This is a genomic window from Chromohalobacter nigrandesensis (assembly GCF_023061285.1).
Classification (GTDB): Bacteria; Pseudomonadota; Gammaproteobacteria; order Pseudomonadales; family Halomonadaceae; genus Chromohalobacter; species Chromohalobacter nigrandesensis.
In genome coordinates this window covers 39691-52433 of the sequence record NZ_JAKGAM010000014.1, presented here as the reverse complement: position 1 = coordinate 52433, position 12743 = coordinate 39691, and the positions used below count along the sequence as shown (strand labels likewise).

The following is a 12743-nucleotide window of genomic DNA, read 5'->3' as shown; positions in this document are numbered from 1 at the left end:
GTGTGCGAGGAACAGCGCCACGCCCGAGCCCGGCGCCTGTCTCCTTCGTGAATCGTAAGGTCCAGGCCAACAGCAGGGAGAGCCCTGAATGATTTATCAAGGTAACGCCATCACGGTGGTGCAGCGCGATGACGGCATCGCCATGTTGACCTTCGATGCGCAAGGCGAGTCCGTCAACACGCTCTCGAGCAAGATGATCGAAGAGTTCGAAGCGGCCCTGGCGGCGCTCGGCGAGGCGACGAATGTCAAAGGCCTGGTCATCACCAGCGCCAAGGACGCCTTCATCGTCGGCGCGGATATCACCGAGTTCCATGGCATGTTCCAGCGTGACGAAGACTTCCTGGTCGACATGAACACGCGCGTGCACCGCATCTTCAATACGCTGGAAGATTTGCCGTTTCCCAGCGTGGCGGCGATCAACGGTCTGGCACTCGGCGGCGGCTGCGAGATTACCCTGGCGTGCGATTTCCGGGTGATGAGCGACAGCGCCAAGTTGGGCCTGCCCGAGACCAAATTGGGCATCGTACCGGGTTGGGGTGGTTGCGTGCGTCTGCCGCGTTTGATCGGTGCCGACAACGCCATCGAGTGGATCTCCGGCGGCACGGAAAATCGTGCCGATGCCGCCTTGAAGGTCGGCGCGGTAGATGCCGTTGTCGCGGGGGATGCCCTGGAAGCCGCCGCCCTGGATATCCTCGCCCGCGCCAATGCCGGCGAGCTCGACCACCGGGCGCGCCGCCAAATCAAGCAATCCCCGCTGATGCTCAACGCCATCGAGCAGATGATGGTCTTCGAGACCGCCAAGGGCTACGTGGCGGGCAAGGCGGGACCGCATTATCCGGCACCCATCGAGGCGATCAAGGTTATCCAGAAGGGCGCCGGTGAAGACCGCGAGCGCGCGCAGGCCATCGAGGCCAAGGCGTTTGCCAAGCTGGCCAAGACCGATGTCTGCTATCACCTGGTCGGCTTGTTCCTGAGCGATCAACTGGTCAAGAAAAAGGGCAAGCAGTACGCTAATCAGGCTGCTGCCGTGAACAAGACGGCGGTGCTGGGCGCGGGCATCATGGGCGGCGGCATCGCCTATCAGAGCGCCTACAAGGGCACGCCGATCCTGATGAAAGACATCAAGGAAGAGGCGCTGCAACTGGGCCTGCAAGAAGCGCGCAAACTGCTCGGCAAGCAGCTCGAGCGCGGCCGTCTGAGTAGCGATCAGGTCGCCGAAGCGCTGTCCAACATTCGCCCCACGCTCTCCTATGGGGACTTCGCCGATGTCGATCTGGTGGTCGAGGCCGTGGTCGAGAACCCCAAGGTCAAGGAGGCCGTGCTGGCCGAGGTCGAAGGGCTGCTCGCCGATAACGCCACCTTGACCACCAATACCTCGACGATCTCCATCGACCGCCTCGCCGCGACGCTCAAGCGCCCCGAAAACTTCTGCGGCATGCACTTCTTCAACCCGGTGCATCGCATGCCGCTGGTCGAGGTCATCCGTGGCGAGAAAACCAGCGACACTGCGGTGGCCGCGACTGTGGCGTATGCCCGCCAGATGGGCAAGACGCCGATCGTGGTCAACGACTGCCCGGGTTTTCTGGTCAACCGTGTGCTGTTCCCCTATTTCGGTGGCTTCAGCCTGCTGGTCGAGCAGGGCGCCGACTTCGAGCACGTCGACAAGGTCATGGAGAAGTTCGGCTGGCCGATGGGCCCCGCGTATCTTCTGGACGTGGTGGGCATGGACACCGCCGTGCATGCCCAGCAGGTCATGGCGGAAGGCTTCCCCGACCGCATGGAGCAGGAAGCCAAGAACGGCGGCAAGACGGCGATTCAACGCATGTATGACGAGGACCGTCTAGGCCAGAAGAACGGCAAGGGGTTCTACCGCTACGAGGAAGACAAGAAGGGCAAGCCCAAGAAGGTCTCCGACGAGCAGGCTCATGCCTTGGTCGAGAAATCCGTCGATACGCGTGGCGAGTTCAGCGACGACGATATCGTCGCGCGCATGATGGTGCCGCTGTGCATGGAAGCCGTGCGCTGCCTGGAAGACGGCATCGTGGCGACGCCGGCCGAGGCGGATATGGCCTTGATCTACGGTATCGGTTTTCCGCCGTTCCGGGGCGGAGCGCTGCGTTATATCGACGCGCTGGGTGTGGATGCGTTCGTCGCTCAGGCCGAAGCGCTGGCCGAGGAACTCGGGCCGCTTTATCGCCCCACCCAGCGGCTGCGTGACATGGCCGCCAAGGGCGAGCGTTTCTACCCCGATACGTCCGAATCCGATCAATGAGCCACCACGCAACGAGGAGCGCGAAAATGAGTTTGAATCCTAGAGATATCGTGGTGGTCGATGCCGTCCGGACCGCCATGGCCAAGGCCAAGCACGGGGCTTTCCGCAACGTGCGCGCCGAAAATTTGTCCGCCTCGGTGATGCAGGCGCTGTTCGAGCGCAATGCCAACCTGGACCCCGCCGAGGTCGACGACGTGATCTGGGGGTGCGTCAACCAGACCCTCGAGCAAGCCATGAACATCGCGCGCAACGCCGCGATCATGACCGGGATCCCGCGCAGCGTGCCGGCGCAAACGGTCAATCGCCTGTGTGGCTCGTCGATGAGCGCGCTGCATATCGCCACGGCCAACATCAAGGCTGGCATGGGCGATTTCTACATCATCGGCGGCGTTGAGCACATGGAGCATGTGCCGATGGAGCATGGCGTCGACGTCAACCCGGCGGCCAGCAAGTACGCCGCCAAGGCCGCGATGATGATGGGCCTGACCGCCGAGCTGCTGGGCAAGATGCACGGCGTGGGCCGTGAAGAACAGGACGCGTTCGGCGTGCGCTCGCATCAACGCGCGGTGGCCGCCAACGAAAACGGCTATTTCGACAACGAGATCGTCGGCGTCGAAGGGCACGACGCGAATGGCTTCCGGCGCCTGATCGACCGCGACGAGGTGGTGCGACACGACGCCAACCTGGAAGACATGGGCAAGCTCAAGCCGGTCTTCGATCCCAAGGGTGGCACGGTCACGGCGGGCACTTCCTCGGCGCTCTCGGTGGGCGCCTCGGCGCTGGCGGTGATGAGCTACGAACGCGCGCAAGCGCTGGGGCTCGAGCCGCTGGCACGGGTGGTCTCCACCGGTGTCGCCGGCTGCGATGCCTCGATCATGGGCTACGGTCCGGTGCCGGCAACGCAGAAGGCGCTCAAGAGCGCGGGCCTTAGCATCGACGACATCCAGACCGTCGAGCTTAACGAAGCCTTCGCCGCGCAATCGCTGCCCGTGCTCAAGGATCTCGGCCTGCGCGAGCGCATGGACGAGGTCGTCAATCTCAACGGCGGCGCCATCGCCCTGGGCCACCCGCTGGGCTGCTCCGGGGCACGCATCTGCACCACGCTGCTCAACGTCATGCGCCAGCAGGACACCAAACTGGGCCTAGCCACCATGTGCATCGGCATGGGGCAGGGCGTCGCCACGGTGTTCGAACGGCTGAAGTAACGCGCTACCCGCTTCTCGCTTGCAGTACAGCGATAGCAAAGCGACACCCGCCGAGGGTGTCGCTTTTTTTACGTGGCTGCCGTTTCAAGCGGTCAATCTGATATTGCTGAGCAAAATACTGACTACACTGATAAAAACGTCGGGGCGCAGCGAATCCTGAAGCGCGCCGCGACGTGATGCGACTATCGGCGATGGAGGAGGTGTTTTCTATGCTCACGCATGTCTGGGGACTCTTGGTACACCCGAACCGTGAATGGAAGCAGATCCACGACGAAAGAGAGACCATTACCCACCTCTACAGTCATCATGTCCTGGAAATGGCGTTGATCCCGGTGGTGTGTGCCTTCATCGGCACCACCCAGGTCGGTTGGGATTTCGGTGGCGGGCACACTATACAGCTCAATTACCTGGATGCCTTCTTCGCCGGGGTCGCCTTCTATGTGGCGATTTTGATAGCGGTGGGCTTCATGGGGACGGTGATCCACTGGATGGCACAGCGTTATTCCAAGCCCCCGAGTCGTCGGCGCTGCATCATCTTCGCCGGCTACGTCGCTACGCCGATGTTCGTCGGTGGCGTCGTCGCGCTCTACCCATTGGTCTGGCTGTGCATGCTGGCGACCATCGTCGGGCTCTGTTACAGCGCCTATCTACTGTATCTGGGGATTCCCAACTTCCTCGACATCAGCTCTGAAGAAGGCTTCATCGTCACCGGTTCGACGCTCGGTATCGGCGTGCTGGTGCTCGAGGTGCTTCTCGGCGTAACGGTGTTGCTGTGGGGCTACGGCGCCAAGCTGCTGGGCATCGACTTGTAGTCTCTTCAATGAAAATGAAGCAAAGGCCAACGGCGCCCCTTGAGGCGCCGTTGGTCGTTCAGGCTCAGTCGCTTCCGGTCTGCTGAAGTTGCTGTACCGAGGCGACCAGGTCGTTGAAGCGTTCGCCTTGGATCTGAACGTGAGCCTCAATCTCGGCCTCGGCGCGTCGCTCGTCGCCGGCAGCAATAGCGGCAAGCACCGCTTCGTGTTCTGCTAGGGAACGCTCCGGTCGGTGTCGCAGATGCAGCTGCATGCGGCGGTAGGGTTGCAGCACTGCATGCAGGCGCGTTGCCTCCTGAGCCAGAAAGGCATTATGGCTGGCCTCGTAGATGCGCTGATGGAAGATACTATTTTCATAGTAGTAGCCATTGGCGTCGCCAGCTTCGACCATGCTCTGGCACGCCTCGTGTGCCTTGTGCAGCCCTTCCAGCTCTTCTGAGCGGATGCGCCGCGCCGCCAGTCGAGCGCACATCCCCTCTAGCTCGGCCATCACTTCGAAGCGCTCTACCAACTCTGCCACGCTGAGCTGTGTTACGAAGGTGCCGCGCTTCGGTACTACTTTCACCATCCCCGACGTCGCTAGCTGCTGGATCGCCTCTCGGACTGGCGTACGCGAACAGTTGTACTCTCGCTCAAGCGCCTCCGGGTCGAGGCGTGCCCCGGGCGGGTAATGTCCCTTGATGATGGCGTCTTCTAGCAGGTCGCGCAGCCGCTGCGCCTGGGAAACCTTGCTCATTGACTTTCCTCTTGCTTGACATGGCTATATTTTGCGCCTAGTTGTTATATATAACAACTCGATATCATATATCTATGTCCCAAATCAACGTCATCGTCAGAGACGGCTCGGGCCTCTGGAGGGCGCAACATGAAGATGAACATGGATTTTTTGGAAAATCTGCTGTCGAGTGTGGCTCGGCGGGCACGTCAGCGCCCAGGGAGCGAGCGGGCCTCTCATCGTGGAAGAGAAACCGTGGCATCCGGCGTCGATGGCCTTATCTCGGCGTGTGATGTCCTCCTGACCAGTGGTGGCGGTGAGGCATCGCAGATACTGGTCGCCCAACGGTTGCTTGCTGGCTATACCGGGTTGGATGCCGAAGAGCGTCGTACTTTCCTGATCAGGCTCGCCGAGCGCCACAGCGCTAGTCCCGAGGCGATCCACGCCGCCTACGCGGCCTATCACAAGGGTGAAAGTGAAACCGAGCTGCGGGCACTGATCGAGGCCTGCGAACCACCGCGTCAAGAATTGCTGCGCCGTCTCAACCTTTGTCCGGGCGGTACCTACGAGCTAGTAAAGATGCGCACCGACCTACAGGCACATCTCGGCGAGTCTCCAGAGCTGGACGGTCTCGACAAAGATTTCGCACACCTGTTCGCGTCCTGGTTCAACCGTGGCTTCCTGATACTCAAGAGCATCGACTGGAACACCCCGGCGGCGGTGCTCGAGAAGCTGATCCGTTACGAAGCGGTGCACGAGATTCAAGACTGGAACGACCTGCGACGGCGCCTCGATCCGGAGGATCGGCGTTGCTATGCCTTCTTCCACCCGGCCATCGGTGATGAGCCGCTGATCTTCGTTGAGGTGGCGTTGTGCCACGGGATTCCCGGCAATATCCAGGAACTACTGGCTGGCGGCGACGAAGTGGCCCCCCAAGATGCCGACACTGCGGTTTTCTACAGTATCAGCAATTGCCAGGCGGGGCTGAAAGGCATCTCCTTCGGTAACTTCCTAATCAAACAGGTAGTGCATGAGTTACGCCGAGAGCTGCCCGAACTCGACAACTTCGTGACCTTATCGCCGGTGCCGGGCTTCGCTAAATGGCTGGCGGAGCGGCGCGAGGCTGGCGAGTGCCGGCTGTCGCCTGACGCCGCCACTGCCCTTGATGAGACCCGCTGGCGTGACGACTCGCAGGCCCGGGAGGTGCTCGAGTCGGAACTCTTGCCTTTGGCAGCTCACTATCTCACCCAGGCCAAGCAGCGCCACGGCTTGCCACGCGACCCTGTGGCGCGCTTCCACTTGGGCAACGGGGCGAGCCTGCATCGTCTCAACTGGCCCGCTGACATCTCCACCAAGGGCTGCCGCCAGGCCCATGGCTTGATGGTCAATTATCGCTACGAGCCGGACCGCATCGAGCAGAACCACGAGGCCTACAGCCGCGAGGGCAGCGTGATTTGCAGCGGCGAGATACAGCGCCAGATAAAGCGAGCCCAGCCATTGCTGGAAACCCCAGTCGACGTCTGATACTCCGACGATTCCCAGGAGACGCCATATGAATCATAACCTGTTACTGCAGTTCGAGACCCACTTCCGTGCGACGCCAGACAAGACGCTTATCGATACTCCCGAGGGGCGTCGCTATTCTTATGGTGAGGTGTTGGCCACCTCGCAGCGTCTGGCCGGCGTGCTGCAGTCTCTCGATGTCCAGCCCGGCGATCGAGTGGCGGTGCAGGTCGACAAGAGCCCCGAGGCAATCATGCTTTATCTAGCCTGCCTGCAAGCCGGGGCGGTCTATCTGCCGCTCAACACCGGCTACACCGGTGCCGAGATCGAGTACTTTCTCGGCGATGCCGCGCCACAGCTCTATGTGTGCCCCACGGAGTGGGAAGCGGATGCCAAACGCTTCTATCAAGAGGGGCTGGTAGTTCACGTGGAAAGTCTGGGCACGACCGGAGACGGCAGCCTGATGGAGCGCGCTGCCGTCGCCGAGCCGATGACCGATATCGCTTACCTAGAAGCCTCCGATCTGGCGGCGATCCTCTACACTTCCGGCACCACCGGGCGCTCAAAGGGCGCCATGCTCAGCCACGCAAATCTGGCCTCCAACAGCCGGGCGCTGGCTGAGGCCTGGCGCTTCACCGCCAACGATCACCTGTTGCACGCGCTGCCGATTTTCCACACGCACGGGTTGTTCGTGGCCTGCAATATTGTGCTGACAGTGGGCGCCTCGATGACCTTTCTGCCCAAGCTCGACGTCGAGCAGCTGCTCGACCTGATGCCTCGAGCCACGGTGCTGATGGGAGTACCTACTTTCTATACCCGGCTGCTGCAGTCCCCGCGGCTGGATCGTGATGCCGTGGCCAGCATGCGGCTGTTCGTCTCCGGCTCAGCGCCACTAATGGCCGAGACGCATGATCAATTCCGCGAGCGGACGGGCCATGTCATTCTCGAGCGTTATGGCATGACCGAAACCAACATGAACACGTCCAACCCCTACGAGGGTGAGCGACGCCCCGGCACGGTCGGTTTCCCGCTGCCGGGTAGCGAAGTGCGCATCACCGACCGTGAAAGCGGCGCCGAGTTGCCTCGGGGCGAGACCGGACTGGTCGAGGTACGGGGCGACAACGTCTTCCAGGGCTACTGGCAGATGCCAGAGAAGACCCGCAGCGAGTTTCGCGACGACGGCTTTTTCATTACCGGCGACCTGGGGCTGATCGACGACGACGGCTATCTGCATATCGTGGGGCGTGACAAGGACCTGGTGATCTCGGGCGGCTACAACGTTTACCCGAAAGAGGTCGAGCAACTGATTGACGAGTTGCCGGGCGTCTCCGAGTCGGCGGTGTTCGGCGTCAAGCATCCTGACTTGGGTGAAGGCGTCACCGCGGTGATCGTGGCTCGCGAAAGTGAGACGGCTCCGGACGAGGCCAGTGTCCAGGCGGCTCTGAGCAATCGTCTGGCGCGCTACAAACAGCCCAAGCGGATATTCACGATCGAGGCGCTACCACGCAACGTGATGGGCAAGGTGCAGAAGAACGAACTACGTAACATTTATGCCGATCTCTATGCCGTGAAGGAGGCGGACGAAACAGCCGTGTGATACGGCCCAGGGCCTGGCTGGCGGCCGGGCTTCCTAGTCGTGCGGAGATACGACAAGGAGCACGCTAATGCTCGGGAGCTCCCGAGGATCGATTACAACGACAAGAAGGAAATGATCATGGTGATCTACGGAGTGGCCTTACTGGCCGGCTGCATGATGATAGGCCTGGTAATCGGAGACCTGCTGGGTCAGTTACTGGGGATCAATGCCAATCTCGGCGGTGTGGGCATCGCCATGCTGCTACTGATCTTCGTGACGGGGTATCTCAAGGTGCGCGGCAAACTGCCTGAGGCTACCGTCAGCGGCATTAATTTCTGGAATGCCATGTATATCCCTATCGTAGTGGCCATGGCCGCCAGTCAGAACGTGGCTGCGGCCTTCGGTGGTGGGCTAGTGGCGTTGTTTGGCGGCGCGCTGGCAGTGGTGCTGGGGCTGGCGATGGTGCCGGTGTTCGCAGGTCGACGTTCGAGCTCTAGCGTTACCACGGACGCCGATGAATCGCGCCCCGAGTCCTTGAAAACCCATACTGCCGGCCGCTGAGGAGGGTGCCCCATGCTTCAGTCACTTTACGACTTAGTCGACAAGTATCATCTGGTGGCGGCTTTCGCTGTGATTGGCCTTACCATGTATTTCGCCTACTGGATCAGTGATCGTTTTACCCGGGGCAAGCTACATGGTTCGGCTATCGCTATCATGCTCGGCCTGGCGCTGGCCTATGTGGGGGGTAAGGTCACCGGGGGAGCCGATGGTCTCGCCGATATCACCCTTTTCTCCGGCCTGGGGCTGATGGGGGGAGGGATGCTGCGAGATTTGGCCATTATTGCCACCGCTTACGGCGTGAGCTTCGAGGAGGTGCGCGAGGCCGGCGTGCGTGGCGTGGTGGCGCTGTTCGCGGGGGTAGTGGTGTCTTTCATCGCCGGAGGTTTGGTGGCGGTCGGATTCGGCTATACCGATCCGGTGGCGATTACCACTATCGGTGCCGGGGCGGTGACCTACATCGTCGGTCCCGTCACTGGGGCGACATTGGGTGCGAGCTCCGAAGTGGTCGCGTTATCGATCGCTGCCGGATTGGTCAAATCGATCCTCACTATGATCGCCACACCGATGACGGCGCGACTCATTGGGCTGGACAATCCGCGCTCGGCGATGATCTTCGGTGGCATGATCGGCACCACCAGCGGCGTTGCGGCGGGGCTAGCCGCCACCGATGCTCGCTTGGTGCCCTACGGCGCAATGACCGCGACTTTCTATACAGGGCTCGGCATCCTGCTGGCACCTACGGTTCTGTTCCTCGCCGTACGCGGGTTGGCCTAGTCTTAGCCAACGGCGCCTTTCGAGGCGCCGTTGGTCGTTCAGGCCTCGCCGCTTACGTACTCGACCGATTGCAGGGACTCGGTGGCGGTGACGATGCTTTCCAACTCGTCGCAGAAGGCGGTGAAGGCGTCGCTGGAGTGGCCCGGCGTGCGATGCATTTCGATTTCGACATGCCCCAGCGGCGGCAGGCCTTCGTCCTCGCCGACGATGCGGCAGCCTTCGGGGACGCTGCGCGGTGTCTTGACCGTGGCCGCCAGTCCCGCCTGCACCGGTAGATTGATGCCGGTGGGCGACTGGCTGGAATAGCGTACGTCCCAGGGCCGGTCCGTGGGGCCCAGAGCGGCGAACGCGTGGGCGCGGAAGGTGCAGCCCTCGGGGTTCAAGGCCAACGGCAGGATCTCCCAATCGGTGATCGAGCGGTTCTCGGCGACCACCCACACCATGGGCTCGCGGCCCAGCAGTCGACCGGTCTGGGTAGGGCCGTGGCGCACCACCAGCGCGACATCCAGCAAGCCCTCCTGAAAGTCATGCACCAGCGAGCCGCTGATGTTGCAGTTCACTTCCAGGCGCACCTCGGGAAAGCGAGCGGCGAAACGCGGCAGCAGCTCGGGCAGGTAGGTGCTGGCTTGCTCTTCCGAGGTACCCAGGCGGATCAGCTCGCCCTGGCGATCCACGCCCATGACCCGGCGCGCCTCGTCCTGAAGCTTGAGGATGTGTCGGGCATAGGGCAGCAAGCGGCCACCCGCCGGGGTCAGCATCACGCTGCGGCTGGTGCGCTCGAACAGCGACTCGCCCATCTGATCCTCGAGCCGCTTGATCTGCAGACTGACCGCCGATTGCGTGCGATGCAGCACCTTGCCGGCGGCGCTGAAACCCTCGCACTCGGCGACCGTGACGAAGGCGCGAAGCAGGTCGGTATCCATGATCTATGAGCCCTTGCAATCTTTTTGATCTTAACCATTCATTTCTATTATTGAACCTGCCTCTCTACCCTGTCCATATGTAATTGGACACGTCAGGAGCAGATTCGCATGTCAGCCAACACCATGCAGGCAGACGACACCGCACTTAACGGCCTGATCGATCTCGAGCGCTATCCCATCGATCAACTCGATGGCGAGCGCGGACGCGCCCTCATCGAACAATGCCGCGAACAGCTCGGCGAGGACGGCTGCGTGGTGCTCAAGGGCTTCGTGCCCGACGAGGCGCTGACACGGCTCGAGCGCGAGACCGAGCGACTCTCACCGGAGGCGCATTACAACCAGACCGAGACCAATCCCTACAACAGCGACGGCGACCCCAGCCTGCCGGCCTCGCATCCCAAGAACCGCTTCGGTGACCGCACCAACGGCTTCGTCGCCGGGGATCGCATCGGCGCCGACACCATCATCCGCCAAGTCTACTCGCATGCCGGCTTCCAGCGCTTCATCGCCCGCGTAGTGGACATGGAGGAGATCCATCAGTACGCCGACCCGTTGGCCGACCTGGTCGTCAACGTGCTGCGCGAGGGCTGTCAGCATCCGTGGCACTACGACACCAACGAGTTCATCGTCACCATGATGACGCGTCAGTCCCAGGGCGGTGGCCGCTTCGAATACGCGCCGGGCATCCGTAGCCCCAAGGGCGAGAATTTCGAGGGGGTGGAAAAGGTCATCGACGGCGACCGCTCACAAATCAAGTCGCTGGAGCTCCAGCCGGGCGATCTGCAGATATTCTTCGGCCGTTACTCGCTGCACCGTGTGACACCGGTGGAAGGCGACCGCGAGCGGCATACTGTGATCTTCGCCTATGCCAAGGAGCCGGGCTTCATCGGCCGCCCCGAGCGCGCCAAGCGCATCTTCGGACGCATGGCGCCGGTGCATGAGCGCTTGCTGGAAGAAGGCATGCAGCGCAGCGATAGTCTCGCCGATTGACGCGCTTGAACGGCTAGGCAGCACGACCCGCCTGGCCGCGCTCGCGACGCATCGTTACGCATATGCCCCCCGTTTTTCCCAAGGAAACACCATGAGCATCGTCGACTTCGAAAACCTGACCGACAACGAACCCAACGCCATTCCGGTCGTGCCCTCCGCTCCCATGGCCAACGGCGACAGCATTCCCACCGCCTTCGACCCGGTACAACTGCGCGGTGGGCGCCTCAAGCGTCTACGCGCGATGATGGCCGAGCAGGGCTACGCCGCACTGGTATTGTTCGATCCCTACAACCAGCGTTACGCCACCGGCTCGCGCAACATGTTCGGCTATTTCCTGCGTAACTCCACGCGCTATATCTACGTGCCGCTCGAAGGCCCGGTCATCCTCTTCGAGTATCCGGGCAGCGCGCATGTCTCCACTTGGCTCGAGACCATTGACGAAGCGCGCACCTCCAAGGTGGTGTGGTCGGCGGTCAACCAGCGCGACAACATGTCCTCCGACCCCTTCGGCATCGAAATCGCCGAGCTGATGGAAGAACACGGCAAGGGCAACAAGAAGATCGGCATGGACCGCTGTGCGCTGAACCTGGCGCGCTCGCTGGAAGCTCAGGGGCTGGATGTCTATGACTGCATGCAGGACACCCTGCATTGCCGGCGCATCAAGACGCCGGAAGAGATCGCCTGCCTGGCCCAGTCGATGGCCGGCAGCGAGGCCGCCGTGTCCGCCGTGGAAGCCGCCATCAAGCCCGGCGTCACCGAGAACGAGCTGTTCGCCATCATGTACGGCGATGTCATCCGTCAGGGTGGCGAGTTCATCGAGACGCGGCTGCTTTCCTCCGGTCCGCGTACCAACCCCTGGTTCAACGAAGCCAGTAACCGGGTGGTGCGTCCCGGCGAACTGGTGGCGCTGGATACCGACACCATCGGCTGCCACGGCTACTACTCCGACTTCTCGCGCACCTTCCATGTCGGGCCGGGCCGTCCCAGCGCCTATCAGCAGAGCCTCTACCAGATGGCCTATGACCAGGTGCACCACAACATGTCGATCCTCAAGCCGGGCATGAGCTACCGCGAGATCGCCGAAAGCGCCTGGAAGATTCCCGAGCGTTTCCTCGACCGCCGCTACCCGTCGATCATCCACGGCGTGGGCATGCACGGCGAGACCCCACTGGTCGCCCACCACATGGATTTCGACCGCTTCTCCAAGGACGGCGTCCTGGAGCCCGGCATGGTCGTCTCGGTGGAAAGCTACATCGGCGAGGTCGACGCTGCCGACGGCGTCAAGCTAGAGGAAGAAGTGCTGGTGACCGAGACCGGCATCGAAAAGCTCTCGCGCTATCCGTTCGATGAGGCTTTGCTGGGTCGCCAATTCTGATCCGGCGCGACACCCCGATACCGCGAACACGACCCAA

The 12743-nt window shown here is 62.1% G+C and carries 11 protein-coding genes; 9 read left to right on the top strand and 2 right to left on the bottom strand.

The window, feature by feature from the left end; translation table 11 throughout:
* The first annotated feature begins 88 nt into the window (after positions 1-88).
* The 3 genes from fadB to L1073_RS14645 all read left to right on the top strand — a co-directional run bounded on the left by fadB (position 89) and on the right by L1073_RS14645 (position 4289).
* A complete protein-coding gene (gene fadB / locus L1073_RS14655) occupies positions 89-2272 on the top strand; it encodes a fatty acid oxidation complex subunit alpha FadB (protein ID WP_246900426.1) in 2184 nt (727 codons plus the stop codon).
* 26 nt (positions 2273-2298) lie between these two features.
* Positions 2299-3477, top strand: a complete 1179-nt coding sequence (gene fadA / locus L1073_RS14650; protein WP_246900424.1) for an acetyl-CoA C-acyltransferase FadA — start codon at positions 2299-2301, stop codon at positions 3475-3477.
* Positions 3478-3686: 209 nt separating this feature from the next.
* On the top strand, positions 3687-4289 hold the full coding sequence (locus L1073_RS14645; RefSeq protein WP_246900422.1) for a Yip1 family protein: 603 nt from the start codon (positions 3687-3689) through the stop codon (positions 4287-4289).
* Between the two features lie 64 nt (positions 4290-4353).
* On the opposite strand, the gene L1073_RS14640 is transcribed toward L1073_RS14645, so the two are convergent.
* Positions 4354-5025 carry a GntR family transcriptional regulator gene (locus L1073_RS14640; RefSeq protein ID WP_246900421.1) on the bottom strand — a complete coding sequence of 224 codons (672 nt, stop codon included), beginning with the start codon at positions 5023-5025 and terminating at the stop codon, positions 4354-4356.
* A 135-nt stretch (positions 5026-5160) separates the two neighbouring features.
* Here L1073_RS14640 and L1073_RS14635 point away from each other — a divergent pair, with 135 nt between their 5' ends.
* The 4 genes from L1073_RS14635 to madM all read left to right on the top strand — a co-directional run bounded on the left by L1073_RS14635 (position 5161) and on the right by madM (position 9418).
* The gene (locus tag L1073_RS14635; RefSeq protein ID WP_246900455.1) at positions 5161-6528 is read left to right on the top strand and encodes a malonyl-CoA decarboxylase; all 1368 of its coding nucleotides are present in this window, start codon (positions 5161-5163) and stop codon (positions 6526-6528) included.
* Between the two features lie 28 nt (positions 6529-6556).
* The gene (locus L1073_RS14630; protein ID WP_246900419.1) at positions 6557-8104 is read left to right on the top strand and encodes a malonate--CoA ligase; all 1548 of its coding nucleotides are present in this window, start codon (positions 6557-6559) and stop codon (positions 8102-8104) included.
* A 117-nt stretch (positions 8105-8221) separates the two neighbouring features.
* A complete protein-coding gene (gene madL / locus L1073_RS14625) occupies positions 8222-8644 on the top strand; it encodes a malonate transporter subunit MadL (RefSeq protein WP_246900418.1) in 423 nt (140 codons plus the stop codon).
* A gap of 12 nt (positions 8645-8656) precedes the next feature.
* Positions 8657-9418 carry a malonate transporter subunit MadM gene (gene madM, locus L1073_RS14620; protein WP_246900417.1) on the top strand — a complete coding sequence of 254 codons (762 nt, stop codon included), beginning with the start codon at positions 8657-8659 and terminating at the stop codon, positions 9416-9418.
* 38 nt (positions 9419-9456) lie between these two features.
* Here madM and L1073_RS14615 read toward each other — a convergent pair whose 3' ends face one another.
* Entirely contained in the window at positions 9457-10341 is an 885-nt protein-coding gene (locus tag L1073_RS14615; RefSeq protein WP_246900415.1) for a LysR family transcriptional regulator, read from the bottom strand.
* 108 nt (positions 10342-10449) lie between these two features.
* Here L1073_RS14615 and L1073_RS14610 point away from each other — a divergent pair, with 108 nt between their 5' ends.
* Positions 10450-11331 carry a HalD/BesD family halogenase gene (locus L1073_RS14610; RefSeq protein WP_246900414.1) on the top strand — a complete coding sequence of 294 codons (882 nt, stop codon included), beginning with the start codon at positions 10450-10452 and terminating at the stop codon, positions 11329-11331.
* Positions 11332-11422: 91 nt separating this feature from the next.
* Positions 11423-12706 carry a M24 family metallopeptidase gene (locus L1073_RS14605; RefSeq protein ID WP_246900412.1) on the top strand — a complete coding sequence of 428 codons (1284 nt, stop codon included), beginning with the start codon at positions 11423-11425 and terminating at the stop codon, positions 12704-12706.
* Positions 12707-12743: the final 37 nt, after the last annotated feature.

What these genes read in the sequence shown, in the direction of transcription:
- fadB (WP_246900426.1), top strand. Translation starts at nt 89, where the DNA reads ATGATTTATCAAGGTAACGCCATCACGGTGGTGCAGCGCGATGACGGC.
- fadA (WP_246900424.1), top strand. Translation starts at nt 2,299, where the DNA reads ATGAGTTTGAATCCTAGAGATATCGTGGTGGTCGATGCCGTCCGGACC.
- L1073_RS14645 (WP_246900422.1), top strand. Translation starts at nt 3,687, where the DNA reads ATGCTCACGCATGTCTGGGGACTCTTGGTACACCCGAACCGTGAATGG.
- L1073_RS14640 (WP_246900421.1), bottom strand. Translation starts at nt 5,025, where the DNA reads ATGAGCAAGGTTTCCCAGGCGCAGCGGCTGCGCGACCTGCTAGAAGAC.
- L1073_RS14635 (WP_246900455.1), top strand. Translation starts at nt 5,161, where the DNA reads ATGAACATGGATTTTTTGGAAAATCTGCTGTCGAGTGTGGCTCGGCGG.
- L1073_RS14630 (WP_246900419.1), top strand. Translation starts at nt 6,557, where the DNA reads ATGAATCATAACCTGTTACTGCAGTTCGAGACCCACTTCCGTGCGACG.
- madL (WP_246900418.1), top strand. Translation starts at nt 8,222, where the DNA reads ATGGTGATCTACGGAGTGGCCTTACTGGCCGGCTGCATGATGATAGGC.
- madM (WP_246900417.1), top strand. Translation starts at nt 8,657, where the DNA reads ATGCTTCAGTCACTTTACGACTTAGTCGACAAGTATCATCTGGTGGCG.
- L1073_RS14615 (WP_246900415.1), bottom strand. Translation starts at nt 10,341, where the DNA reads ATGGATACCGACCTGCTTCGCGCCTTCGTCACGGTCGCCGAGTGCGAG.
- L1073_RS14610 (WP_246900414.1), top strand. Translation starts at nt 10,450, where the DNA reads ATGTCAGCCAACACCATGCAGGCAGACGACACCGCACTTAACGGCCTG.
- L1073_RS14605 (WP_246900412.1), top strand. Translation starts at nt 11,423, where the DNA reads ATGAGCATCGTCGACTTCGAAAACCTGACCGACAACGAACCCAACGCC.